Here is a 24,201-nt window from a genome sequence, read left to right on the forward strand (position 1 = left end):
CAGATGCGCAGCAGCTCGTCCTGCAGGTTGCGCCGCGTCAGCGCGTCCAGTGCGCCGAACGGCTCGTCCATCAGCATGATGGGCGAATCGAGCGCCAGCACGCGGGCAATGGCCACGCGCTGGCGCATGCCGCCCGACAAATCCTTGGGGAAGCGGTTGCCGAAGTCGCCCAGCGACAGCATCTTGAGCAGCCGCGCCACGGTGGCGTCGATCTCGGCCTTGGGCAAGCCCTTGATCTGCAGGCCGAAGGCGACGTTGTCGGCCACCGTCATCCACGGAAACAGCGCATACTCCTGGAACACCATGCCGCGCTCCGGCCCCGGCGCCTCGACCGGCTTGCCATCCACCACGATCTGGCCGGACGACGGCGGCGCGAAGCCGGCCACTGCGTTGAGCAGGGTCGACTTGCCGCAGCCGGACGGCCCCAGCAGGCAGACGAACTGGCCTTGCGGGATCGCCAGCTCGATGTCCTGCAGCGCCACCACGTCGCGCTCGGCGGTCTTGAACACCTTGCTCACCTTGGAAATCTGTATCTGTGCCATCAGTGCTCCAGTCCCCGGTGCCAGCGCAGCAGGTGGTTGTTGAGGCGGTTCATGCCGACGTCGATCGCCAGGCCCAGCATGCCGATGGTGATCATGCCGGCAATGATCTTGTCGGACCAGAAATACTCGCGCGCCTCCAGGATGCGGAAGCCCAGGCCGTTGTTGACGGCGATCATTTCCGACACGATGACCACGATGAAGGCGGTGCCGATGCCGATGCGCACGCCCGACAGGATGTAGGGCACGGCGGCCGGCAGCATCACGCGCAGGAACATGGTCGAGCCGGAGGCGCCCAGATTGCGCGCCGCCCGGATATAGATGCTGTCGACCTGGCGCACGCCGGCGATGGTGTTCATCAAGACCGGGAAAAAGGCGCCCAGCGCGATCAGGAACACGGCCGGCGGGTTGCCCAGCCCGAACCACAGGATGGACAGCGGAATGTAGGCGATGGGCGGAATCGGGCGCAGCAGCTGGACCAGCGGGTTCATCCACGCATACACGCGCGGGCTGGCCCCCATCGACAGGCCGAGCGGCAGTGCCAGGCCGGCGCCAATGACGAAGCCCACCACCACGCGGTACAAGCTGCCCAGCGAATCGTGGATCAGTTCGCCCGACAGCGCCCAGCGCAGCCAGCTGCCCTCGGCTTCGGCGTAGGGCTGCAGCGGCAGCAGGTAGGCGATCCACTTCTGCACCACCGCCAGCGGCGACGGCAGCACCTGCGGGTTGACCCAGCCCAGCATGGCCACCGCCTGCCACACCGCGATCACCGCGGCCGGCACCACCAGGCCCACGCCCACTTCGCGCCAGGCGACCGTGCCCAGGAATTTGCCCGTGCGTCGTGCCATGGCGCCCCCTTATTTGACGTTCAGGCTTTTCTTGGCCGCGTCCAGCAGGTCGGTCTTGACCCAGTCCCTGGCCACCGGCGGCTTGCTCATCTTGCCCACGCCGGTTTTCACCATGACATCGGTGGTGATCTGGATGTGCTCGGGCGTGATGTCGTAGGAATACGGCGAATTGCTGATCGCGTCCTGGAAGTCGTCGCTGCTGATCTGGCCCTTGAACACCACGTCGCGCACATACTTCTCGGCCACGGCCGGCTGGTCGATGAAGGTCTTGGTGGCCTCGACGAAGCAGCGCATGAACTTCTCGGCCAGCGGCCGCTTCTCCTTGTAGAATTTCTCCGTCATCACCATGGTGCGGATCGGCTCGCCGATCGGCGTGTCGTAGGGCTTCAGGATTTCCGTGCCGAAGCCCTTGTTGAGCGCCTGCGAGGACTGCGGCTCGGACTGCATCATGGCGTCGATGTTCTTGCCCAGCAGGGCCTGGTTCAAATCGGCGTAGGCCAGCAGCACCAGCTGCACGTCCTTGCCGGGCTGCTCGGACACGGTCAACCCGGCCTGCTGCAGCTCGGCCAGCAGCAGCACTTCCTGGATGCCGCCGCGCGTCACGCCCACCCGCTTGCCTTTCAAATCCTTGACCGACTTGAGCTTCAGGTCGGCCCGCCCCACCAGCCGCGCGCCGCCCTTGGCGAAGCCGGCCACCACCACGATGGGCGCGCCGCCGGCGCGGCCCGAGATGGCCGCCTCGGACGCGGTGGTGCCCACGTCCAGCTCGCCGGCGATGATGGCCTGCATCACGTCCAGGCCCTTGGCGAACATGTGCTCCTCGACCTTGATGCCGCACTTGGGCGCGATCTCCTTGATATAGGAAACCGCCCCGTAGTGGGCGAACTTCAGGTTACCCAGCCGCACCACTTCCTGCGCCTGGGCCGCGCCGCACGCCGCCGCCAATGCTGCCACCGCCACCACCTTGCCGAACGAATTCAGTTTCATGCAGTCTCTCCTTGGGATTGTGGCCGGCGGCCAGCGTCATTGTGAACAGATCATACCAAGCAACATTGCGAAAAACAGCAAATATATTGCCTGCCGGCGCCGTTGTGACATTGTGCGCACATTGCCAGGGGCGCAATGGCGGACAATCTGCGGGAAAACGGTTTCTTGACATTGATACACAGACTAAAGGAAGCAATATGCCGCCCGATACCTTGCCAGCCGCGCCGCCGCGCCCTCCCTCCGCCCCGCACCTGGCCGCCCGGCTGCTTGCCGCCACGCTGGCCGCTGCGCTGGCCGCCGCGCTGGCTGGCTGCGGCGGCGGCGGCGGCGCATCGCCGGTGCCCCCGCCGGTGATCGCCCCGGCCACCGAACTGAGCGTCAGCGCGTCGGCCACCGGCGCCACTGCCGGCGGCGCGCCGGTGCAGCTGACGGCCAGCCTGAACGGTTCCGGCACGGTGGCCTGGGCGCTGGCCGCCGGCAGCCCGGGCGCCCTGAGCGCGGCCAGCGGCGCCAGCGTCAGCTACACCCCGCCGGCCAGCGCCGCCGTCAACGCGGCCGCCACCGTGACCATCGTCGCCACCAGCGGCAGCCTGAACAAGACCCTCACGCTGAGCCTGGCGCCGGACCCGGCCCGCCCCGGCCTGACCCTGGTGGCCGGCAACATCGGCAACGGCGGCGAGAACAACTGGCCGCGCGACGGCCTGGGCAGCGAGGCCCGCTTCTCCGGCATCGCCGGCATCGACGCGGACGCGGCCGGCAATGTCTACCTCGCCGACTACAGCCTGCAGAGCAGCCGGCTGCGCAAAATCACGCCGGACGGCGCCGTGAGCACGCTCAGCAACGGCGTGCGCGGCTTCGGCGACGGCCCGCTGGCGCAGGCCCGCTTTGAAGACCTGACCGGCCTCAGCGTGGCCGCCGACGGCAGCATCTATCTCGACGACTCAAGCCGCCACTTCGTGTCCAGCTCGGTCGACTCGTGGACCGGATGGACCCGCAAACTGGGCGCCGACGGCCATGTGTCCACCTTGGCCAGCTACGGCACCCGGCTGGGCATGCCGCCGCGGGCCAGCGCGCTGACCGGCCGCGGCGGCGCGCTCTACCTGGTGGGCGACGACCGCATCAGCGTGCTCAAGGCCGACGGCAGCACCACGCTGCTGGCCGGCGGCAGCGACGGTACCGGCGCCGTGCCGGCCGACGTCGACGGCAGCGGCGCGGCGGCCCGCTTCGCCGGCCTGGGTGCGGTGGCGGCCGGGCGCGACGGCAACCTGTACGCGCTCACCTCGGCCGCGGTGCGCCGCATCACGCCGGCCGGCGAGGTCAGCACGCTGGCGCGGCTGGAGCCGGTGCAGCTGGGCAGCGCCAGCGCGCGCCCCGCGCAGATCGGCGCCGACGCCGCCGGCAACGTGCTGGTGCTGTTCGCCGCCGCCGACCAGACCAGCTACCAGATCCGCAAACTCGGCGGCGGCGCGCTGGCCCCCTTGTATACAGTCGGCACGCCGCAAGGCAGCTATAAGACGGCCGCGCTGCACATGCGCGTGCTGGCCGACGGCGCCGTGCTGGTGGCCGGCCGGCACAGCGTGAGCCGCATCGGCGCCGACGGCAAGGCCGTGCTGCTGGCCGGCCTGGAAGACGACACGCTGCAGGCGGTCGACGGCCAGGGCGCGGCCGCGCGCTACGTGCACCCCGGCCTGCTGGCGGCCGACGCGAACGGCAACATCTACTCGGTGGAGCAGGCCGACGGCGCGCCGCGCACCGCGGTGATCCGCAAGACCACGCCGTCCGGTGCGGTCAGCACCTACGCCTCGGCCGAACTCAGCGTGCGCGTGACAGGCATGGCGGTCAATCCGGCCAGCCAGCTGCTGGTGACGGTGGCGCCGCTGGACGGCGCCGAAGGCGGCGGTCTCTACCGCGTCGAGGCCGGCAACAGCTTCACCCTGATCGCCGGCGTCCCGGGCAGCAATACCGCGCTGCCGCTGCAGCGCGACGGCACGGGGATCGCCGCGCGCTTCGGCCTTCCGGTGCTGGCCGGCATCGACAGCGCCGGCAACGTCTACCTCGAAGACCGCGTGCTCAAGAACAACTCCGGCACCAATGTGCGCATGGTCACGCCGCAGGGCGTGGTCAGCACCGTGGCCGCCCTGCCCGCCGGCCTGGGCGCGGCGCCGGACGGCAACCGCTACCGGACCGACCTGCAGGCCGGCGGCATCTTCCGCGTGGCGCCCGACGGCAGCCAGACCCTGGTGGCCGGCACGCCCGCGCTGCAACTGCAGCTGGGCACCGAACTGGGCGCGTTGCCCGGCCATTTGTCGCTGATCCGCAGCATCGTGCCGACCGGTCCCAACAGTTTCGCCGTGGCGTCGGGCTCGGCCATTGTGCGCCTGGTGCTGCCGCCGCGCTGAAGCGGCGCCCGGATAAGGTAAAATGGGCGCCTTTCCGGCCTGCCGCCGGACCATGCATATTAATTAGTAGGTTGACCATGCTAGACAATCTGACCCAGCGCCTTGCCAAGGTCGTCAAGACCATGCGCGGCGAGGCGCGCCTGACCGAAGCCAACACCGCCGAGATGCTGCGCGAAGTGCGCATGGCGCTGCTCGAGGCCGACGTCGCCCTGCCGGCCGTGCGCGAGTTCATCGCCAAGGTCAAGGAAAAAGCCCTCGGCGAAGAGGTGCTGTCCTCGCTCACGCCGGGCCAGGCCCTGGTGGGCGTGGTGCAGCGCGAGCTGGCCGCCCTGATGGGCGCCGACCTCGGTCCGGAAGCGTCGCAGCTGTCGTTCGCGCAGCAGCCGCCGGCCATCATCCTGATGGCCGGCCTGCAGGGTGTGGGTAAAACCACCACCGTCGGCAAGCTGGCCAAGTACCTGAAGGAAGAAAAGAAGAAGAAAGTGCTGACCGTCTCGGCCGACGTGTACCGTCCCGCCGCGATCGCCCAGCTGCAATCGGTGACCGGCCAGGTCGGCGCCGACTTCTTCCCCTCCACCGCGCAGGACAAGCCGGTCGACATCGCGCTGGCCGCGCTGGACTGGGCCAGGAAGCACTACCACGACGTGCTGATCATCGACACCGCCGGCCGCCTCGGCATCGACGAGGAGATGATGAAGGAAATCGCCGCCGTGCACGCGGCGGTGAAACCGATCGAAACCCTGTTCGTGGTCGACGCCATGCTGGGCCAGGACGCCATCAACACCGCCAAGGCCTTCAACGACGCGCTGCCGCTGACCGGCATCGTGCTGACGAAGCTGGACGGCGACTCGCGCGGCGGCGCCGCGCTGTCGGTGCGCCACGTGACGGGCAAGCCGATCAAGTTCGCCGGCGTGTCCGAAAAGCTGGACGGCCTGGAACCGTTCGACGCGGCCCGCATGGCCAGCCGCGTGCTGGGCATGGGCGACATCATGGCGCTGGTGGAAGAGGCGCGCAAAGGGGTGGACGCGAAAGCGGCCGCCGACCTGGCCGCCAAGGTCAAGTCGGGCGGCAAGTTCGACATGAACGACTTCAAGGCGCAGCTGGGCCAGATGAAGAAAATGGGCGGCATGGCCAGCCTGGTCGACAAGCTGCCGGCCCAGTTCCAGCAGGCCGCCGGCGGCGCCAACATGGACCAGGCCGACAAGCAGGTGCGCCGCATGGTGGGCATCATCGACTCGATGACGCCGGCCGAACGCGCCAAGCCGGAGCTGATCAAAGCCACCCGCAAGCGCCGCATCGCCGCCGGCGCCGGCGTGCAGGTGCAGGAAGTCAACCGCATGCTGAACCAGTTCGAGCAGATGCAGACCATGATGAAAAAGCTCTCGGGCGGCGGCATGATGAAGATGATGCGCTCGATGAAGGGCATGATGCCGGGCCTGCGCTAATCCGGTGCATCGCGGCAAAAAGGGGCCAGGGTTATTTAATTAACCCTGGCCCCTTTGCGCTTCCTTTGCCCTTGCGTGGCGTTTCCGAGAAAAAACACGAAAAACACTTGCATAGTCGGCAAATCCCCACCAATATTAGCCGTGCGATTGAATTGCGCAACTTTTCCCTGTGTTCGTTAAGGAGGCTCGAATATGGCAACAGCCAAGAAAACCCCAGCAGCACCAGCAAAGAAAGCAGCAGCAGCAAAGCCTGCGGCCAAAAAAGCAGCTCCGGCTAAAACCGCCGCCGCCAAACCTGCCGCCGCCAAGAAAGCCGCAGCACCTCGCAAGCCCAACGCCGCCTTCATGAAGGAACTGACCCCATCGGCTTCGCTGGCCGCCGTGGTAGGCGCCTCCCCGCTGCCGCGCACCGAAGTCACCAAGAAAGTGTGGGACTACATCAAGAAGCTGAATCTGCAAGACGCGGCCAACCGCCGCATGATCAATGCAGACGACAAGCTCAAAGCCGTCTTCGGCGGCAAAGCCCAAGTGTCCATGTTCGAAATGACCAAGCTGATCTCCGATCACTTGAAATAAGAGCCTGCGCGTGCGCAGCGCACACTAAAGCCCCCGTCGCACGCGCGGCCGGGGCCTTTTTTTTCGCCTCCCGCTTTTGCCCCGTCCTATTTGAAGCCGAACGCGGCCTTCATCAGATCGAACACCCTGGTGTTCTCCATGGTGCCCTTGAACGCCTGCGCGCCGGCGCCGGTGGCGTACAGCTTGACGTCGCCGCCGCCGTGCGTTTCACCCTTGATACGGATGCCCGTCTCCTGGTGGTAGTGGTCGCCCAGCGCGGTCTCGCTGGCCACGTCGGCGCGCTCGTTGGGCCGGTTCGGACCATTGCCGAAGGCCAGCGCGGTGTAGGTGCGGCCGTCGGCATCCCGCGCCGGCGTGCCGTCCGCGTTGCGCACGATGTCCAGGATGGGGTTGCCGCGCCGCGCGGTGCCGTTGAAGGCCAGCGTGTGGTCGTGGTCCGCCGTGATGACGATCAGCGTGTTGCGCAAGCCCGGATCGAGCAGCTGCATGCGGTCGATCGCGGTCTGGATGGCGTCGTCGAACGCCACCAGGTCCACCAGCGCGTGCTTGGCGTTCGAATCGTGCAGGCCGTGGTCGATCTTGCCGCCTTCGACCATCAGGAAGAAGCCTTCCGGCTTGGCCGACAGCAGCGTGATGGCCTTGGAGGTCATCTCCGACAGCGACGGCTGCGTGGCCGCCTCGCCTTTCGGATTGCGCGCGCCGCGCTCGAGCTCATAGGCCAGGTGGTCCTCCTTGGCATACAGGCCGATGAACTTCCGGCCCGGCTTGGCCGCTTCCATCTGGGTGCGGTCGGTGGCCACCGCGTAGCCGCGCGCGGCCAGTTCGGCCAGCAGGTCGCGGCCATCGGCGCGGCCCTTGGTGTTGTCGGCGCTGTAGGGCGTGAAGTGGTGGCGGCCGCCGCCCATCAGCACGTCCAGCCCGTCGCCCAGCGCCGGATTGTAGCCCGCGCCGCCCGGCACCGCCTGCACCGCGATGGCGTAGCCGCTGCTGCGGTGGCAGCTGTGCGCGTAGGTGGAGGCCGGCGTGGCGTGCGTCGCTTCGGTGGTGGTGACCGCGCCCACGGCCTTGCCGTGCGCCTTGGCCAGTTCCAGTATCGTCACAGCGGCCCGGCCGTTGCCGGCGGCGCAGGTGTCGATGGTGGGATTGCCGTGCGCGTCCTTCTTCGGCGCCATGGCCTTGGTGTCGGACGACATGGAGATCACTTCGTTCTGGATCTTCACGCCGGTCATGTAGGAGCCCATGGAGGGCGCGCTGTCGGTGGTTTGCGCGTCCTGCGAATAGGTCTTGATGCGCGCCACGCGCTCCAGGCGCTCGAACTTGAGCAGGCCTTCTTCCTTGTACTGGTAGATGCGCGCGGCGGTGATGGCGGTCGGGCCCATGCCGTCGCCGAGGAAGAAGATGACGTTCTTCGCTTCGCCGGCGTGCACGTGGGCGGATGCGGCAGCGGCGGCCAGCAGCGCGGAGATGATCAGATTGCGTTTCATATTGTTGTTATCCTTTACCAGCCGGCTGCGTTCTTGATCAGCGTGTGCACCTGGGTGTTCTCGATCGTGCCGCGGAAGTCGGCCGCGCGCGCGCCGATGGCGCCCAGGTAGACGTCGGTGCCGCCATTGGTGGTGGCGCCCGGCGCCATGCGCACCGTCGCTTCCTGGCGGTAGTTCGGCTCCGTCACGATGGCGTCGCTCAGCAGCGAGCCGCCGGCGCGGCTGCCCTTGACCCGGTTCACGCCGTTGCCGTAGCCGATGATGGTGTAGGGCACGTCGTCCAGGTCCTTGTAGTATTTGCCGTCCGTGTACTTGCGCACCAGGCCCAGCACACCCGGTTCGGTGGCGGTGGTCTTGCCGGTGCGGATCGAATAGCCGTTCAGGATCAAGGTGCTGTCGCTGCTGGCGGTCATGACGATCAGGGTGCGCTTCAGGCCGGGGTCGATGGCCTGCATCTTGTCGATGGCCGTTTTCAGCGCGGCGTCCAGCGCCACGGTTTCATCGAGCGCGCGGCGCGCGGTCGATGCGCGCTGCGCCTGGCCGATCTGGCCGTTGCCCACCACCAGGAAGAAACCCTTGCCGCTCTTGGCCAGCAGGTCGATTGCGGCCGAGGTCATGGCCGGCAGCGAAGGCTCCTTGCCGTTCGCCGGCACGGCGGCGGAAGCGGTGGCGGACGGCGCGTGCAGCGCGCCATTGAACAGGCCGATCACGCGCTGGCCGGCGATCGCAGGCGCGGGCGATGCGGCGGGCGCCGACGCTGCGAGCGCCGCCAGCGCGGCCGAGTCGGCCACTTGCGTGTAGCCCTGGCCGCGCAGTTCGGCCAGCAGGTCGCGGCCGTCGGCACGCTTGTGGAAGTGCTGGGCGCCGCCGCCCAGCACCAGGTCCAGGCCGCCCACCAGCTGTTCGTTGTAGCCTGCGCCGCCCGGCACCAGCGCGGCGGCGATGTCCTCGCTGCGCGCGGCCTGGCAGGTGTGCGCGTAACCGGCCGCCGTCAGCGGATCGGTGACGCTGGCCGCGTTGACCACGCCGGCCGCCCAGCCGCGCTTGCGCGCCAGCTCCAGCAGCGTGGCTGGCGCGCGCGGCGCGGCGCCGCCGGCCGGCGCGCAACCGGTCACGGCCAGTTGGCCGTTGTTGGTCTTCACGCCCGTCATGTAGGCCGACATGGCGGCGGCCGTGTCGGTCACCTGCATATCGCTGGAATAGGTCTTTACGTAAGCCGACTCGGGCAGCGTGTCGATGGCCAGGTCGCCCGACTCGCCCACCGCGTAGTTGCGCGCGGCCGTGAGCGTGTTGAAGCCCATGCCGTCGCCGACCAGGAAGATGATGTGCTTGAGCGCCGTGGATGCAGCCGGCATGGCGGGCGGCACGGGCGCCTCGGCCTGCGGGCCTGGCTGCCGCGAGCCGGTGCCGGTGCCGGCGCAGCCGGACAGTGAAACTGCAATCGCGGTAATGGCAAGCCCTGCCGCCGCACGCTGAATCCGATTTTCCATGGCCCACCTTCAAGTTGCAAAGGCAGCCATCTTATCTGAAAACGGTGCTGTGGAGAATCAGATAGGCGGAGTGACTTTCCAGTTGTTCCAGGCCGCCAGCACGGCGTTCGGATAGTCGGGCCGGCCGCGCGAACCGTTGTAGCGGCCCAGCGCCAGGAACAGGTTGCCGCGCTCCATGTCGATGTACATGCGCAGGATGGCGCAGCCGTAGCGCAGATTGGTCTGCATGTTGAACAGCTTGCGGCGGTCGCGGTCGCCGATCACATTGGTCCAGAACGGCATCACCTGCATGTAGCCGCGCGCGCCCACCACCGACACCGCGTATTTGCGGTAGGCCGACTCCACCTGGATCAGCCCCAGCACCAGCCCCGGCTCCAGCCCGGCGCGGCGCGCCTCGTACCACGCCGTTTCCAGGAACTCGGTGCGCAGCTGTTCGTCGGGCAGCTTGCGCTTCAGGCGCGCCGACATCTGCGCCAGCCACAGTTCATAGCGCTGGCGGTCGGCCGCGTTGGAAAAAGAGGGCTTGGGCGGACGGGCGTCCAGGATGGCGTTCGACAGCGCCAGCCGCACCGAGTCGGCCAGCGCTTCTTCCTGCTGGTTGCCGGCAAAGCCGAACGGCGCGCTCAGCACGCCGGTCGAGAACGCCAGCACGTGCCACCAGCGCAGCGGGCGGGCCCAGAACCGGCGCCGTTCCGCGCCCTTGCGCTGTTGGCTGATGGTGCTCACTGCTGCACTTTGCCTTTGATGAATTCCACCACCTCGGCCAGCGGCACGGCGGTCGCTTCGGCGTCGCGGCGGCCCTGGTATTCCAGGTTGCCTTCCTTCAGGCCGCGCTCGCCGATCACCACGCGGTGCGGCACGCCGATCAGTTCCCAGTCGGCGAACATGGCGCCCGGGCGCAGGCCGCGGTCGTCCACGATGACGTCGATGCCGGCTGCCTGGGCGGCGGCGTACAGCTTGTCGGTCTCTTCCTTGACCAGTTCGCTGCGGTCATAGCCCATCGGGCACAGCACCAGCTCGAACGGGGCCAGCGAGGTCGGCCAGATGATGCCCTTGTCGTCGAAGTTCTGCTCGATGGCGGCGCCCAGGATGCGGGTCACGCCGATGCCGTAGCAGCCCATCTGCAGCGGCGCGGCCTTGCCGTTCTCGTCCAGGAAGGTGGCTTTCATCGATTCCGAGTACGCCGTGCCCAGCTGGAACACGTGGCCCACTTCGATGCCGCGCTCGACCGCCAGCACGCCCTTGCCGTCCGGCGAAGGATCGCCCTCGACCACGTTGCGCAAGTCGGCCACGATGGCGGGCTCGGCCACGTCGCGGCCCCAGTTGGCGCCGGTGTAGTGGAAGTCTTCCTCGTTGGCGCCGGTGATGAAGTCGGCCATGTTGGCCACGCTGCGGTCGGCCACCACGGTGACCGGCGCCTTGGTGCCGATCGGGCCCAGGTAGCCCGGCACGCAGCCGTACACTTCCAGGATTTCCGCTTCGGTGGAGAAGCGGTGGCCGGCCAGGCCAGGCACCTTGGCCACCTTGATTTCGTTCAGCTCATGGTCGCCGCGCAGCAGCAGCATGAAGTACTGCTTGCTGCCGGCCTTGCCGTCCTTGCCTTCCTGCTCGACCGTCAGCGCCAGCGTCTTCAGCGTTTTGCTCAGCTCGGTGCCCAGCAGCTTGGCCACGTCTTCGCACTTGGCTGCCTTCGGCGTGGCGGTTTTCACCAGCTCGGCGCCGGGCGCCGGGCGGGTGCCGGCCGCCAGCGCCTCGGCCGCTTCCATATTGGCCGCGTAGTCCGAGGTCGGGCAGTACACCAGCGCGTCCTCGCCGGTGGAGGCAATCACGTGGAATTCATGCGAACCGGTGCCGCCGATGGCGCCGTTGTCGGCCGCCACCGCGCGGAACTTCAGACCGAAGCGGGTGAAGATGCGGGTGTAGGCGTCGAACATGACCTGGTACGACTGCTGCATGCCGGCCAGGTCGCGGTCGAAGGAATAGGCATCCTTCATGGTGAACTCGCGGCCGCGCATCAGGCCGAAACGCGGACGGCGCTCGTCGCGGAACTTGGTCTGGATGTGGTAAAAATTCAACGGAAGCTGCTTGTAGGATTTAATTTCCGAGCGAACAACATCGGTGATCACTTCCTCGGAAGTCGGCTGGATGGCGAACTCGCGGCCGTGACGGTCCTTCACGCGCATCAGTTCGGCGCCCATCTTGTCCCAGCGGCCCGTCTCCTGCCACAGCTCGGCCGGCTGCACCAGCGGCATCAGCAGCTCAATGGCGGCGGCATTGTTCATCTCTTCGCGCACGATGGCTTCGACCTTGCGGATCACCTTCAGGCCCATCGGCATATAGGTGTAGATACCGGAGCCCAGGCGCTTGATCATGCCTGCGCGCATCATCAATTTGTGGCTGACGATCTCGGCGTCGGCAGGCGCTTCTTTGAGAGTTGAAATAAAAAATCGGGAGGCACGCATACGGTGAATTCTTTTTAAAAAGAGAGAGTTATAATCAACCTAATTTTAAAGGATTAGCTGGCTGATGCGTCCATACTTTATACAAATGCGTTCATTAGATGGCCCGCCGACGGTTTTCGTACCCCGAAAACCGGGCTGGCGCGCAGGTTTGTGGGCAAAAATATAAGAAGGACGTACTGCAAGCAGAAAGTTTGAGGTGCAACATGCTCGACCGTGAAGGGTTTCGGCCCAACGTCGGCATCATCCTGCTGAACGCCCATAACGAGGTGTGGTGGGGCAAGCGGGTGCGCGAGCACTCATGGCAGTTCCCGCAAGGCGGGATCAAGTACGGCGAAACGCCTGAACAGGCAATGTACAGGGAGCTGGAGGAAGAAATAGGCTTACGGGCGGAACACGTCAAGATTGTCGGCCGCACCCGCGACTGGCTGCGCTACGAGGTGCCCGACCACTTCATCAAGCGCGAAATTCGCGGCCATTACCGTGGCCAGAAGCAGATCTGGTTCCTGCTGCGCATGTGTGCGCGCGACAACGACGTGAACCTGCGCCTGACCGACCATCCCGAGTTCGACGCGTGGCGCTGGCATGAGTACTGGGTGCCGCTGGATGTGGTGATCGAGTTCAAGCGCGACGTCTACCAGCGCGCGCTGCAGGAATTGTCGCGTTTCCTGACGTGGCCGGCGCATGGCAACGGCAACGGTAACCGCCACCACACGTCGCGCTACCTGCGCCAGCCGCATGCTCCCAGGAATGGCGGCGGCAATAGCGGAAATAATGGCAACGCTGGCAATGTTGGCAGCAATGCCAGCAAGGCAAGCATCGCCAGCGCTGCCGTGGCGGCCAACGCCGCCAACGCGGCGGCCGCGGTGGGCGCGCCGGAGCTGGTGGGCGGCGATCCCTGCGATTGCGCGGCCGACACGCCCCGCATCGTGCTGCCGGGCCAGGACTAGGCAAAAACGGACGCTCGCGCGTCCGTTTTTTTATGCCGGGGTACAATACCGCCCATGTTTAATCCCTCCTCCGACGACGTGCGGCGCTTCTTCTGCGCCGTGTTCCAGAAGCAGCGCGCCAACGACATCCTGACGCCGCTGGAAACCATGGCGGGCGACTGGATCCGCCACCATCCCGAATACGAAGACATCCTGAGCGACGTGGAAGCGGCCCTGGCGCGCGACTACTCCGTCGATACCGGCCAGACCAATCCCTTCCTGCACCTGTCCATGCACTTGTCGATCGACGAGCAGATCTCGATCGACCAGCCACCCGGCATCCGCGCGGCCGCCACGGCGCTGACCCTGAAACTGGACTCGGCGCACGAGGCCCAGCACCAGATCATGGAATGCCTGGGCGAGATGATCTGGAACGCCCAGCGCAGCGGCCAGCCGCTGGACGGGCTGGCCTACATCGAAGCGGTGCAGCGCCGCGCGGCGCGCTGACGCGAAACAACCCGCCGCGGCGGGTTGTTTCTTTGCTACCCCAACATTACCAGCCGGCCGACAGCGTGTACTTGCCGTTGGTCGAACCGGTGCCGCCGCTGTAGCGGATCACCTTGGCGTACAGCACGCCGGACGCCGTGCTGGTCACGGTGTCCACCTGGCCGGTGCCCTTGGTGCTGGAGGTCAGCTTGGTGCCGGCGCTGTTGTACAGTTCCAGATCGTAATCCGAGGCGGCGTTCGGGGTCAGGGTCAGCGTCAGCGTCTTGCCTGCTGGCAAGGTCACCTTGTAGTAATCCACATCCGAGTTGGCGCTGATGGTGCCGTTCACCGTGGTGCCGGCCGTGGCGATCACTTGCGCGGTGGCGGTGGTGTTGTTGCTCTCGGTTTCGGCCACGCTCGGGCCGCTCGGCGTGGACGACAGGATGTTCTGCGCCTCGAACTTGGCCTGGAAGGTGTTGGCATAAGTCAGGTCGGCCGGGTACAGCGTCTTGGCCGCGTTGACGATGGCCGTGGCCATGGCCGGCATCTTGATGTTGCTGCCCAGGCCGAAGTGCGCTTCCAGGATGATCTGGTCGATATTGCCGCGCGGCTTGCCGGCCGCGATCAGCGCCACCATGGACTGGTACAGCGGCGCCGACCACAGTTCGTCGGACGAGAACGAGACGCCGCCTTCGGTCACCGACTGGTGCGCGCCGTAAGTCTTGCTGCTGTTGTACTTGGCATCGGTGCGGTTCAGCATGCGGCCGGCCCAGCAGGCGCCGTGGCCGTCCCAGCTGAAGGCCCATTCCGGGTGGAAGGTCTTGCCGTTGGGAGTGCTGTACGAGTAGGACGCGGCCCAGTAGTCGCCGAAGCCTTCGCCCATGGCGCCGGTGTCGCCGCCGCTCCAGCCGGAGTTGATGTTGCGGTGGATGCCGTGGCCGTACTCGTGCAGGATCACGTCCGCGTCCTCGCTGTCGTTCACGCAGCCGTGGCCGAAGGCCAGGTAGTCGGTGCTGCCGCTATAGCTGTAGTGCGAGTTGTCGTCGCCGTTCAGGCCGTCCGTGTCGACGTCGAACGGACGGTTGATGATGGACTTGGTGCCGGTGAAGCCCAGCGACTGGATGTAGCGCTGGTTCTGGTCCAGATGGAAATAGACGTTGGTGTCGTCAAAGGCGTTGCTGCCGCGCTTGGCCGTCCACACGCCGTTGATGGTGGTCGACGGCGCGGTGTTGGGCGCTTCGATGTTCTTGATGTTCACGTAGGGGCCGGTCAGCGTGTAGTTGCTGCCCACCACGGTCAGGTCGCGCAGCGATTTGTTCGAGTAGCCGGCGTCGAAGGCGGACGCGGCCGACGTGTCGGTCAGCGCCTCGGTGGCCAGCGCGGTGCGCGGATCGGGATCGAAGGCGTAGCCGGAACCGTTGATGCCGGACGGCGCCAGCGCGGCGACCGGCGCCGAAGCGCGCAGCGAAGTGCGGGCCGCCTGGGTGTCGCTGGCCGCCTTCATGGCGCTGCGGCGGTCCAGCACCGGACCGCCCACTGTGGCGCGCGCCGCCAGCGAGCGCTCGCCCTTGCGCGGGATGGAGGTGGAGTAGGAATCGATGACGCTGCCGTCGTGCGCGTTCAGGTACTGCACGAAACCGCCGGTCGGCATCTGCGCTTCGATGCTGACCTTGCGCGCCAGCTGCACGCCGTCCTTGCTCGGCACCCACACCAGCTCGGTGCGCGGCACGTCCACCAGCGGGTGCTGCACCTTCATGTTGTTCCAGCCCTTGTCCAGCGCCTGCTCTTCCGAGATGTGCGACTGGTTGTACAGCTGGTTGACGGCCTTGGCGTCCACCTCGTCCGAGATGTGGCGGGTTTCGTTGAAGATCTTCTGCAACTGGCCGCCCTTGCCGATCGACACGATGATGACGGCCCGGTCCACCGGCAGGCCGCGCAGCATTTGCTGGTAGTGGTAGTGCTTGCCGGTCAGCGACTCTTGCACTTTCACCAGTTCCAGGTTCTTGAGCGAAGCGGGCAGGCCGAAGCGGGCCGCGTTCTGGCGCAGCGCGTCCTCGGCCGAGCCGGCCTTGGTGTTGGAGAACAAGGTCAGGTTGTCCACCGAGCGGCTGTCCGCGTGGGCGGCGCCGGCGTAGGCGAGGACGATCAGGGATGCGAGGATGGGACGGGCAAAGTGGCGCATGCGGCAACGACTCCTATCAGTTCGGTGGTGTGCAAATAAGGGGGCATATGCTGGTGCATATGGCTGCCAGCCGAGTATAGCCACGCGTTTTGCGCCGTTGTAAAAGCAGGCCTTTTTAGACAGAACGCCGCGCTTTGTTCAATTTGAGACAATTTGGAGGGCGCCCGAACTCGGGCTAAGATGGGCCAACTTTACAAGGAGCGAAGCCCATGCGACGAGTGCTATCCCTGACATTGACCTGCGCGCTGGCCGCCGGCTGCGCCATGCCGGCCGCCCAGGCGCAGCGCACAGCGGCCGCGGCCGCCGCTGCGCCCATCGAGGATGCCGAGCCGGAAGTGACCAGGGAAGTGGCCGCCGCCCTGGCGCGCAGGGGCGCTGGCGCGGGCACGGCGGAAGCGGCGCTGCTGCGCCCCTGCCCGGCCCCGCTGCAACTGGAACTGCTGCGCCGCAGCACCGACGGCGAGGAGCGCAGCTATCTGTACCGCGTGCGCTGCCCCGCCCCGCTGCTGGCCTCCGCCACCTACGGCAAGAACGCCGCCATCAAGCGGCTCACGGTGCAGGCGGAATAAAAAAAGCCACGCGCTGCGTGGCTTTGGCCGATTGATGCTGCAGCGCGGAATCAGCGGTGCGTCACCATATTGCCTGGCAGGCTGTGCAGGTACGCCGCCAGGTCTTTGATGTCCTGGTTGCTCAGCGGCTTGACCTGGCCGGTCATGATGGCGTTGCTGCGGCCGTTCGGCGCGTCGCCGCGCTTGTAGGCGGTCAGCGCGTGCTGCAGGTAATCCTTGTGCTGGCCGGCCAGCTTCGGATACGACGGGTCGATCGGCGAATTGTAGTCCTTGCCGTGGCAGGCGGCGCAGCTGTACTTCTCTGCCAGTGCCTTGCCGGCGTTGATGTTGCCGCCGGCGGTGGCGGCGAAGGAAGCGGAAGCGCAGAACAGGGCGATGATCAGTTTTTTCATGTCGTAAGGCCTCATTTCTGCGCGGTTTTAGCGGTCTGCTGCGAATAGAAGGCAGCGATGTCGGCGATATCCTGGTCCGACAGGCTGACGGCGATGCCCTTCATCGAAGGGTGCTTGCGCTCGCCCTTCTTGTAGCCTTGCAACGCGTTCTCGATGTATTTAGCCGATTGGCCACCAATCATGGGCACCTGAAACACTTCCGGGAAGGTGGCTTTGTAGCCGGGGATGCCGTGGCAACCGATACACATTTCGATCTTGGCTGGAGCCGCCTTGGCGTTTCCAACGATGTCCGCTGCTGCGGCAACGTTGGCGATGCCTGCAAGCACGAGAACTGCGTAGATTTTTTTCATGGTGGATGGCTAGGTTAGCGTCAGTAATGTGATTGATACTGCGTGAAACAGTAGTCGCAAAAGTTGACTTTTACACTACCAGCCAACGATTCTAACCCAATAACAAGTTGCGAGTCCACATCATCCGCCCGCAGTGTGGTATAGCGTTCTGGCATATACTCAGGGGATTCATTTTCCACTAAGAGATGCCATTCTATGCAAGCAAACAAGGGCCAAGGCCAACGCTTCCAGGGTTCCGACAACTACGTCGCCACCAACGACCTGAAACTGGCCGTGAACGCGGCCCTGACGCTGCAGCGCCCGCTGCTCATCAAGGGCGAACCGGGCACCGGCAAGACCATGCTGGCCGAGGAAGTGGCCGCCGCGCTGGACATGCCGCTGATGCAGTGGCACATCAAGTCCACCACCAAGGCCCAGCAGGGCCTGTACGAATACGACGCCGTGTCGCGCCTGCGCGATTCGCAGCTGGGCGACGAGCGCGTGCGCGACATCCACAACTACATCGTCAAGGGCGTGCTGTGGCAGGCGTTCACCGCGCCGGAACCGGTGGTGCTGCTGATCGACGAGATCGACAAGGCCGACATCGAGTTCCCGAACGACCTGCTGCGCGAGCTGGACCGCATGGAATTCTACGTCTACGAGACGCGCGAAATGGTGCAGGCCAAGCACCGCCCGCTGGTCATCATCACTTCCAACAACGAAAAGGAACTGCCGGACGCCTTCCTGCGCCGCTGCTTCTTCCACTACATCAAGTTCCCGGACAAGGACACGATGGAGCAAATCGTCAAGGTGCACTACCCGACCTTGAAGCAGGAATTGCTGGCCACCGCGCTGCAGACCTTCTATGAAGTGCGCGACGTGCCCGGCCTGAAGAAAAAGCCGTCCACTTCCGAGTTCCTGGACTGGCTCAAGCTGCTGCTGGCCGAGGACATCCCGCCCGAAGCGCTGCGCAGCAAGGACGCCAAGGCCGTGGTGCCGCCGCTGCACGGCGCGCTGCTGAAGAACGAGCAGGACGTGCACCTGTTCGAGCGCCTGGTGTTCATGAACCGGACCAACCGCTGATGAACAGCGCCCTGGCCAATTTCGCCTCCGTCACGCTGGAACTGAACGGCGTGCGCCTGGAGCCGCTCGGCCCGCAGCACGCCGCCGGCCTGCTGGCGGCCGCCCACGACGGCGAGCTGTGGAAGCTGCGCATCACCTCCGTGCCGGCGCCGGACCAGGTGGACGGCTACATCGCCACGGCGCTGGAAATGCGCCCGGGCCGCTTCGCCTTCGCCGTCGTCGACAGCGTGACCGGGGAAGTGGTGGGCACCACCAGCTACCACGACATCGTGCCGGCGCTGGACCGCGCCGAAATCGGCTACACCTGGTATGCCCGCAGCCGCCAGCGCAGCTACGTCAACACCAGCTGCAAGCTGATGCTGCTGACACACGCCTTCGAAACGCTGGGCTGCGCCGTGGTCGGCTTCCGCACCGATAACTTCAACCACGCCTCGCAGGCCGCCATCGAGCGCCTGGGCGCGAAAAAGGACGGCGTGCTGCGTCACCACGCGCTGCGCCGCGACGGCACCGTGCGCGACACCGTCATGTACAGCATCGTGCGCGGCGAATGGCCGGAAATCAAGGCGCACCTGCGCTACAAGCTGGATAGAGAGTGACATGCTGATCGATTTTTTCTTCACGCTGAAAGACGCGAAGATCCCCGTCTCCATCAAGGAGTTTTTGACCTTGCTGGAAGCGATGCAGAAGAACGTCATCGACGCCTCGATGGACGATTTCTACTATCTGTCGCGCCTGACCCTGGTGAAGGACGAAGCCCACTACGACAAGTTCGACCGCGCCTTCGCGCAATACTTCAAGGGCATCAACGGCGCCTTTGAAACCAACAGCGCGATTCCGCTCGACTGGCTGATCAAGCGCATGGAGCGCGAGCTGAGCGAGGAGCAGAAGGCCGCGCTGGAAAAATTCGGCTACGACAAGCTGATGGACCGCCTGAACGAGCTGCTCAAAGAGCAGAAGGAACGCCACGAGGGCGGCAGCAAGTGGATAGGCACTGGCGGCACCTCGCCGTTCGGCAACGGCGGCACCAACCCGGAAGGGGTGCGCATCGGCGGCAAGGGCGGCAACCGCACCGCCGTCAAAGTGTGGGAAGCGCGCGCCTACAAGGACTACGACTCAGAACGGGAGCTGGGCACGCGCAACATCAAGGTGGCCCTGCGCCGCCTGCGCAAGTTCGCCCGCGAAGGCCACGAGGACGAACTGGCGCTGGACCAGACCATCCGCGCCACCGCCAACAACGCCGGCTTCCTCGACATCAAGATGCAGCCCGAGCGCAAGAACAACATCAAGGTGCTGATGCTGCTCGACGTGGGCGGCACCATGGACGACCACATCGAACGCACGGAAGAGCTGTTCTCGGCCGCCAAGACCGAGTTCAAGAACATGGAATTCTTCTACTTCCACAACTGCGTGTACGACTACCTGTGGAAGAACAACCGCCGCCGCAACGCCGAACGCTTTCCCACCTGGGACGTGCTGCGCAAATATACGCCGGACACCAAGGTGATCTTCGTCGGCGACGCCACCATGAGCCCCTACGAAATCCTGCAGCCGGGCGGTTCGGTCGAATACAACAACGAGGAGGCCGGCGCCGAATGGCTGGGCCGCTTCACGCACGCCTTCCCCAAATTCATCTGGCTCAATCCGGAACCGGAAGGACTGTGGCAGTACCGCCAGTCGATCGCCGTCATCCGCCAGCTGATGAACAACCGCATGTTCCCGCTCACCATCGAAGGGCTGGAGCGGGCCATGCGCATGCTGAGCAAATAGCGCGCGACGAAGCGCCTAGCCCCAGGGCTGGTAGTCGATACCGTCCTGCATCTTGCCGATCAGCTGGGCGTAGTTTTCCGCGCTCTCGCTGAAGCCGGTCAGCACGTCGGCCACGGTGGCCTGGCCGGTGTTCAGCGCGGTCACCCAGAAATTCAAGCCCTCCTGGTCGGGCGCGCGGTGCAGCACGTTGAAGTAGAAGCGCAGCACGATTTCGGCGTTGCTGGCATTGGCGCCGTAGGTGTCGCGGAACTCGTTCGAGGTGACGAAGTTCTGCGCGATGGCGCGCAGGCTGTAGCCCTGGTCCATATGCGCCATCCAGAAGCCCAGCCCCACTTCGTCCGGTTCGCGGTTGAAAGCGGCCTGGTACAGCCGGTAGGCCTCGCCGCCGTTGCCGTCGATGTCCAGCGCCACCGCCCCGTCCTTGAAGTTCAGGCGCTCCACATTCATCAGCAGGTCCAGGCCCTCATCGCCGACCTCGTCGTTGACCCAGAACTGTCCGCCGTCGGCCAGCACCGAATATTCGTCGCGGTAGCCGTTGTAGAAGGCCTCGTCGAGGCCGGCGCCGCCGTTCAGGTAATCGTCGCCCCGGCCGCCGAACAGGGAGTCGTAGCCGGCGTAGCCGTACAGGTCGTCGTCGCCGGCGGTGCCGTCGATGTTGTCGTCCCAGTCGGTGCCGTGCAGTATGTAACCCATCATGCTCTCCTCGCGCAATCGATGGCTAATCTTAGGCCGCTGTTTTGACGCGCATGAGAAGAATTACAATTTGTTTCTAGCCGGGCAGCTGCAGCCGGTAGCCGACCGCCGTTTCGGTCAGCAGGTATTTCGGCTGGGCAGGATCGTCCTCCAGCTTGTGGCGCAGGTGGCCCATATAGATGCGCAGGTAGTGGCCGTTTTCGCTTTGCGACGGCCCCCATACGGCGCGCAGCAGCTGCGGATTGCTCATCACGCGGCCGGCATTCCCCACCAGCACCGCCAGCAGCCGGTATTCGGTGGGCGTCAGGTGCACGCCCTGGCCGCCCTTGGTGACGCGGCGGTTCTGCAAATCCACCGCCACTTCGCCGAAGCGCACGATGCCCGCCGTGTCGGCTTGCGGCTGCCGCTGGCGGCGCAGGGTGGCGCGCACCCGGGCCAGCAGCTCGCCCACGCCGAAGGGTTTGGTCAGGTAGTCGTCGGCGCCGGCGTCCAGCGCCTTGATCTTGTCGGCCTCGTTGACCCGCGCCGACAGCACGATCACCGGCACCGTGGACCACTTGCGCAAATCGTTCAGGAAGGCCACGCCGTCGCCGTCCGGCAGGCCCAGATCGAGCACCACCAGGTCCGGCTTGCGGGTGCCCGCATCAATCAGGCCGCGCTGCATGGTCGGACATTCGTGCACGTGCCAGCCCTCCTCTTCCAGCGCGGCGCGCACGAAGCGGCGGATTTGCGGTTCGTCTTCCACCAGCAGGGCGACGGGCGGCGTTTCGCCCGGTTTTTCCATCGGTCGGGTATTCATCATTCCATCAATTCTTCAGGCGGTGCAGGCGGCATGCCGAGCGGCAGCGCGATGACGAAGGCGGCGCCGCCCAGCGGCGACGGGGCGGCATGGATGGCGCCGCCGTGCGCTTCCACGATGGCGCGGCAGATCGCCAGTCCCAGGCCCACGCCCGGCTTGGCCGACTCGCGTTCGCCGCGCGTGAATTTCTCGAACACGGCTTCCTCGCGGCCCGCCGGAAGGCCGGGTCCGTCATCGTACACCATCACATTCATCCAGGCGCCGTGCAGCGCGGCGCTGACGACGATCTGCGAGCCGGGCGGCGTGTACTTGGCGGCGTTCTCCAGCAGGTTGCACAGCACGCGTTCCATCAGCACCGCGTCGTAGCGCAGCAGCGGCAGGCCGTGCGGCAGCCCGGTGCTGACGGCGTGCCGCCTGAGCTGCGGTGCGCTGGCGCGCAAGGCGCTGCCCACCACTTCCTCCAGCGCCTGCCACTCCAGGTTGAACTTCACCTCGCCGCTCTGGATGCGCGCCATGTCCAGCAGGTTGGCGACCAGGGTACTCATGCGCAGCGATTCGGCGTGCAGCGACTGCGCCAGGTCCAGCTGCTGCGGCGCCAGCGGCGGCTTCGAAGCGGCCAGCGATTCGGACAGCCCGACCAGCGACGTGAGCGGCGTGCGCAAGTCATGCGAAAGGGCAGCCAGCAGCGAGTTGCGCAGCCGTTCCGATTCCATGCTGACCAGCGCGGCCTGCGCCACCTCGATGTAGTGCACGCGTTCGAGCGCGATGGCGGCCAGGGCGGCGAAGGTATCGAGCTGCTGCCGCTGTTCGGGGATCAGCATCCAGCGCCGGTTTTCCGGCTCGATGGCCAGCACGCCGCGCGTGCGCATCGGCGCCACCAGCGGCAAGTAGAAGATGCGGCTGGCCGGCAGTGTGTCCGTACCCAGGCCGGCGCTTTCGGCACGGTCGTAAGCCCACTGGGCGATGCCGAGGTCCAGCACCGACAGGTTGACGGCGCCGGCCGCACCGCTTGGCTGCGGCGCGGCCGGCTGCAGGCGGCCGTCGTCGTCCGGCAGCAGCAGCGTGGCCCTGGCGCGGAATGCGGCCCGCACCGCGCTGCGGGTACTGTCGAAAATCTGCTCGGTCTGAAGCACGCCGGACAGCTCGCGCGCGAACTCGTACAGGGCGCGCGAGCGCGCCTCCCGGTGCGAGGCGACACGCGCCTGGAAACGCAGCCCGGCCGTCAGGTGGCCGGTGATCAGGCCCACCGCCAGCATCACGCCGAAGGTGATCACGTACTGGAAATCCGACACGGCGAAACTGAAGCGGGGCGACACGAAAAAGAAGTCGAAGCACAGCACGCTGACGCAGGTGGCCAGCACGGACGGGCCGCGCCCCAGGCGCACCGCCACCAGCACCACCACCAGCAGGAACAGCATGGCGATATTGGCCAGGTCCACATGCGGCAATAGTGGCGCGGTGGCCAGCGCGGTGGCGATACTGGCGGCCGCCGCGCCCAGGTAAGCCAGCCCGCGCCGCTTGCCGGCGGCGCCGGGCGCGTCGTCGCCGTCTGCGGAGCCGGGGGCTGAGGCCGCGCCGGCGCCCGCCGCTGGCACGCTGTCGCGGCTGGCGGCGCCGATCTCGATCAGGTCCACATCCGGCGCCAGGCCGGCCATGCGCTTGATGTGGGCCGCGCGCCAAGGCCAGCCTGGATGGCCGCGTCCCAGCGCGATCCTGGACAGATTGTGGCTGCGCGCATACTCGACCGCCGTCGCGGCAATGTCGCCGCCGGCCAGCACGGCCGTGACTGCACCCAGCTCCTGGGCCAGCTTGAGCGTCCTCAGGATGCGCTCGCGCTCCGCCTCCGGCAGGCGTTGCAAGGCCGGTGTTTCGATGTACACCGCGTGCCACTCGGTGCCGAGCTGGCCGGCCAGCCGGGCGGCGCTGCGTACCACGTGCTCGCAGCCCGGACGCGGGCCCACGCAGCACAACAGCGAAGCGCCGGTCTTCCAGATCGTGCCGATGGATTGTTCGACGCGGTAGGCGCGCACGTCGTCCTCCACGCGGTCGGCGGTGCGGCGCAGCGCCAGCTCGCGCAGCGCAATCAGGTTTCCCTTGCGAAAAAAATTCTTTGACGCGCGCTCGGCCTGCGGCCGCTGGTACACGCGGCCGCTTTTCAGGCGCGCCAGCAATTCGTCGGCAGGGATATCGACCAGCACCACCTCGTCGGCCGCGTCGAACACGGTGTCCGGCACGGTTTCGTTGACGCGGATGCCGGTAATGCCGCCCACCACGTCGTTCAGGCTGTCGAGGTGCTGCACGTTGACGGTGGTGAGCACGTCGATGCCGGCATCGAGCAGCTCCTCGACGTCCTGCCAGCGCTTGGGGTGGCGCGAGCCGGGCACGTTGGAGTGCGCCAGCTCGTCCATCAGGATCAGCGCCGGCCGGCGCGCCAGCGCGGCGTCGATGTCGAACTCCTTGAGCACCTTGCCACGATAGGCCACCTCCTTGAGCGGCAACACGTCCAGCCCGTCCAGCAGGATCGCGGTCTCATTGCGGCCGTGGGTTTCCACCACGCCCACCAGCACCTCCTGGCCTGCCGCCTGCAGCTTGCGCGCTGCCGACAGCATGGCGTAGGTCTTGCCGACGCCAGCCGAGGCGCCGAAATAGATGCGCAGCCGGCCGTGCGCAGCCTTGCGCTCCTGCGCCTGGACCTGCGCCAGCAGCGCGTCGGGATCGGGCCGTTGGCCCTCGCTTGGAAACATG

At 66.4% G+C, this 24,201-nt stretch carries 22 protein-coding genes; 9 read left to right on the forward strand and 13 right to left on the reverse strand.

Annotation, left to right across the window (positions count from 1 at the left end; genetic code table 11):
- The 3 genes from AC6H42_RS05965 to AC6H42_RS05975 form a co-directional block, all read right to left on the reverse strand.
- Window positions 1-542 (reverse strand): ABC transporter ATP-binding protein (locus AC6H42_RS05965; RefSeq protein WP_497547603.1); only part of this gene is annotated, 542 nt, incomplete at its 3' end.
- Window positions 542-1,387: an ABC transporter permease gene (locus AC6H42_RS05970; RefSeq protein WP_497547604.1), complete on the reverse strand. Its 846-nt coding sequence runs from the start codon at window positions 1,385-1,387 to the stop codon at window positions 542-544. The genes AC6H42_RS05970 and AC6H42_RS05965, both read right to left, overlap by 1 nt.
- 9 nt (window positions 1,388-1,396) lie before the next feature.
- Entirely contained in the window at window positions 1,397-2,374 is a 978-nt protein-coding gene (locus AC6H42_RS05975; protein ID WP_057153138.1) for an ABC transporter substrate-binding protein, read from the reverse strand.
- Window positions 2,375-2,571: 197 nt separating this feature from the next.
- Here AC6H42_RS05975 and AC6H42_RS05980 point away from each other — a divergent pair, with 197 nt between their 5' ends.
- From AC6H42_RS05980 to AC6H42_RS05990, 3 genes are all read left to right on the forward strand, one after another.
- Complete coding sequence (locus tag AC6H42_RS05980; protein WP_497547605.1) at window positions 2,572-4,773, forward strand: NHL repeat-containing protein; 2,202 nt, start codon at window positions 2,572-2,574, stop codon at window positions 4,771-4,773.
- A gap of 77 nt (window positions 4,774-4,850) precedes the next feature.
- Window positions 4,851-6,218: a signal recognition particle protein gene (ffh, locus tag AC6H42_RS05985; RefSeq protein ID WP_057153663.1), complete on the forward strand. Its 1,368-nt coding sequence runs from the start codon at window positions 4,851-4,853 to the stop codon at window positions 6,216-6,218.
- Window positions 6,219-6,410: 192 nt separating this feature from the next.
- On the forward strand, window positions 6,411-6,794 hold the full coding sequence (locus tag AC6H42_RS05990; protein ID WP_082551499.1) for an SWIB/MDM2 domain-containing protein: 384 nt from the start codon (window positions 6,411-6,413) through the stop codon (window positions 6,792-6,794).
- 86 nt (window positions 6,795-6,880) lie between these two features.
- Here AC6H42_RS05990 and AC6H42_RS05995 read toward each other — a convergent pair whose 3' ends face one another.
- From AC6H42_RS05995 to AC6H42_RS06010, 4 genes are read right to left on the reverse strand one after another with little or no spacing between them, the layout of a single operon-like run.
- Complete coding sequence (locus AC6H42_RS05995) at window positions 6,881-8,278, reverse strand: alkaline phosphatase (protein WP_497547606.1); 1,398 nt, start codon at window positions 8,276-8,278, stop codon at window positions 6,881-6,883.
- Between the two features lie 14 nt (window positions 8,279-8,292).
- A complete protein-coding gene (locus AC6H42_RS06000) occupies window positions 8,293-9,768 on the reverse strand; it encodes an alkaline phosphatase (RefSeq protein ID WP_497547607.1) in 1,476 nt (491 codons plus the stop codon).
- A 57-nt stretch (window positions 9,769-9,825) separates the two neighbouring features.
- Window positions 9,826-10,434, reverse strand: coding sequence for a lytic transglycosylase domain-containing protein (locus AC6H42_RS06005; protein ID WP_057153659.1), 609 nt, complete (start codon window positions 10,432-10,434; stop codon window positions 9,826-9,828).
- Between the two features lie 56 nt (window positions 10,435-10,490).
- Window positions 10,491-12,230, reverse strand: coding sequence for a proline--tRNA ligase (locus AC6H42_RS06010; protein ID WP_057153134.1), 1,740 nt, complete (start codon window positions 12,228-12,230; stop codon window positions 10,491-10,493).
- 203 nt (window positions 12,231-12,433) lie between these two features.
- On the opposite strand from AC6H42_RS06010, the gene AC6H42_RS06015 reads away from it, so the two are divergent.
- Window positions 12,434-13,177: an RNA pyrophosphohydrolase gene (locus AC6H42_RS06015; protein WP_497547608.1), complete on the forward strand. Its 744-nt coding sequence runs from the start codon at window positions 12,434-12,436 to the stop codon at window positions 13,175-13,177.
- 54 nt (window positions 13,178-13,231) lie between these two features.
- Entirely contained in the window at window positions 13,232-13,663 is a 432-nt protein-coding gene (locus AC6H42_RS06020) for a DUF1841 family protein (RefSeq protein WP_057153133.1), read from the forward strand.
- A gap of 46 nt (window positions 13,664-13,709) precedes the next feature.
- Here the strand turns inward: AC6H42_RS06020 and AC6H42_RS06025 are convergent, their stop codons facing one another.
- On the reverse strand, window positions 13,710-15,824 hold the full coding sequence (locus AC6H42_RS06025) for a M36 family metallopeptidase (protein WP_497547609.1): 2,115 nt from the start codon (window positions 15,822-15,824) through the stop codon (window positions 13,710-13,712).
- Window positions 15,825-16,033: 209 nt separating this feature from the next.
- Between AC6H42_RS06025 and AC6H42_RS06030 the strand changes: the two genes are divergently transcribed.
- Window positions 16,034-16,393, forward strand: coding sequence for a hypothetical protein (locus tag AC6H42_RS06030; RefSeq protein ID WP_057153131.1), 360 nt, complete (start codon window positions 16,034-16,036; stop codon window positions 16,391-16,393).
- A gap of 50 nt (window positions 16,394-16,443) precedes the next feature.
- On the opposite strand, the gene AC6H42_RS06035 is transcribed toward AC6H42_RS06030, so the two are convergent.
- Both AC6H42_RS06035 and AC6H42_RS06040 read right to left on the reverse strand, forming a co-directional pair.
- Window positions 16,444-16,785 carry a c-type cytochrome gene (locus AC6H42_RS06035; RefSeq protein ID WP_057153130.1) on the reverse strand — a complete coding sequence of 114 codons (342 nt, stop codon included), beginning with the start codon at window positions 16,783-16,785 and terminating at the stop codon, window positions 16,444-16,446.
- A gap of 11 nt (window positions 16,786-16,796) precedes the next feature.
- The gene (locus tag AC6H42_RS06040) at window positions 16,797-17,135 is read right to left on the reverse strand and encodes a c-type cytochrome (RefSeq protein ID WP_057153129.1); all 339 of its coding nucleotides are present in this window, start codon (window positions 17,133-17,135) and stop codon (window positions 16,797-16,799) included.
- Window positions 17,136-17,330: 195 nt separating this feature from the next.
- Between AC6H42_RS06040 and AC6H42_RS06045 the strand changes: the two genes are divergently transcribed.
- From AC6H42_RS06045 to AC6H42_RS06055, 3 genes are read left to right on the forward strand one after another with little or no spacing between them, the layout of a single operon-like run.
- On the forward strand, window positions 17,331-18,197 hold the full coding sequence (locus AC6H42_RS06045) for an AAA family ATPase (protein WP_057153128.1): 867 nt from the start codon (window positions 17,331-17,333) through the stop codon (window positions 18,195-18,197).
- On the forward strand, window positions 18,197-18,793 hold the full coding sequence (locus AC6H42_RS06050) for a GNAT family N-acetyltransferase (protein WP_057153127.1): 597 nt from the start codon (window positions 18,197-18,199) through the stop codon (window positions 18,791-18,793). Before AC6H42_RS06045 ends, AC6H42_RS06050 begins: the two co-directional genes overlap by 1 nt.
- Window position 18,794: 1 nt before the next feature.
- Window positions 18,795-19,964 carry a vWA domain-containing protein gene (locus tag AC6H42_RS06055; protein ID WP_057153126.1) on the forward strand — a complete coding sequence of 390 codons (1,170 nt, stop codon included), beginning with the start codon at window positions 18,795-18,797 and terminating at the stop codon, window positions 19,962-19,964.
- A gap of 15 nt (window positions 19,965-19,979) precedes the next feature.
- On the opposite strand, the gene AC6H42_RS06060 is transcribed toward AC6H42_RS06055, so the two are convergent.
- From AC6H42_RS06060 to kdpD, 3 genes are all read right to left on the reverse strand, one after another.
- On the reverse strand, window positions 19,980-20,660 hold the full coding sequence (locus tag AC6H42_RS06060) for a DUF4214 domain-containing protein (protein WP_497547611.1): 681 nt from the start codon (window positions 20,658-20,660) through the stop codon (window positions 19,980-19,982).
- Between the two features lie 73 nt (window positions 20,661-20,733).
- Window positions 20,734-21,459 (reverse strand): two-component system response regulator KdpE, encoded by a 726-nt coding sequence (gene kdpE, locus AC6H42_RS06065; RefSeq protein ID WP_229418032.1) that lies wholly within the window; start codon window positions 21,457-21,459, stop codon window positions 20,734-20,736.
- A complete protein-coding gene (gene kdpD / locus AC6H42_RS06070; RefSeq protein ID WP_497547612.1) occupies window positions 21,456-24,200 on the reverse strand; it encodes a two-component system sensor histidine kinase KdpD in 2,745 nt (914 codons plus the stop codon). Before kdpD ends, kdpE begins: the two co-directional genes overlap by 4 nt.
- Window position 24,201 lies beyond the last annotated feature (1 nt).

The organism is Massilia sp. NBRC 108631, from assembly GCF_059704565.1.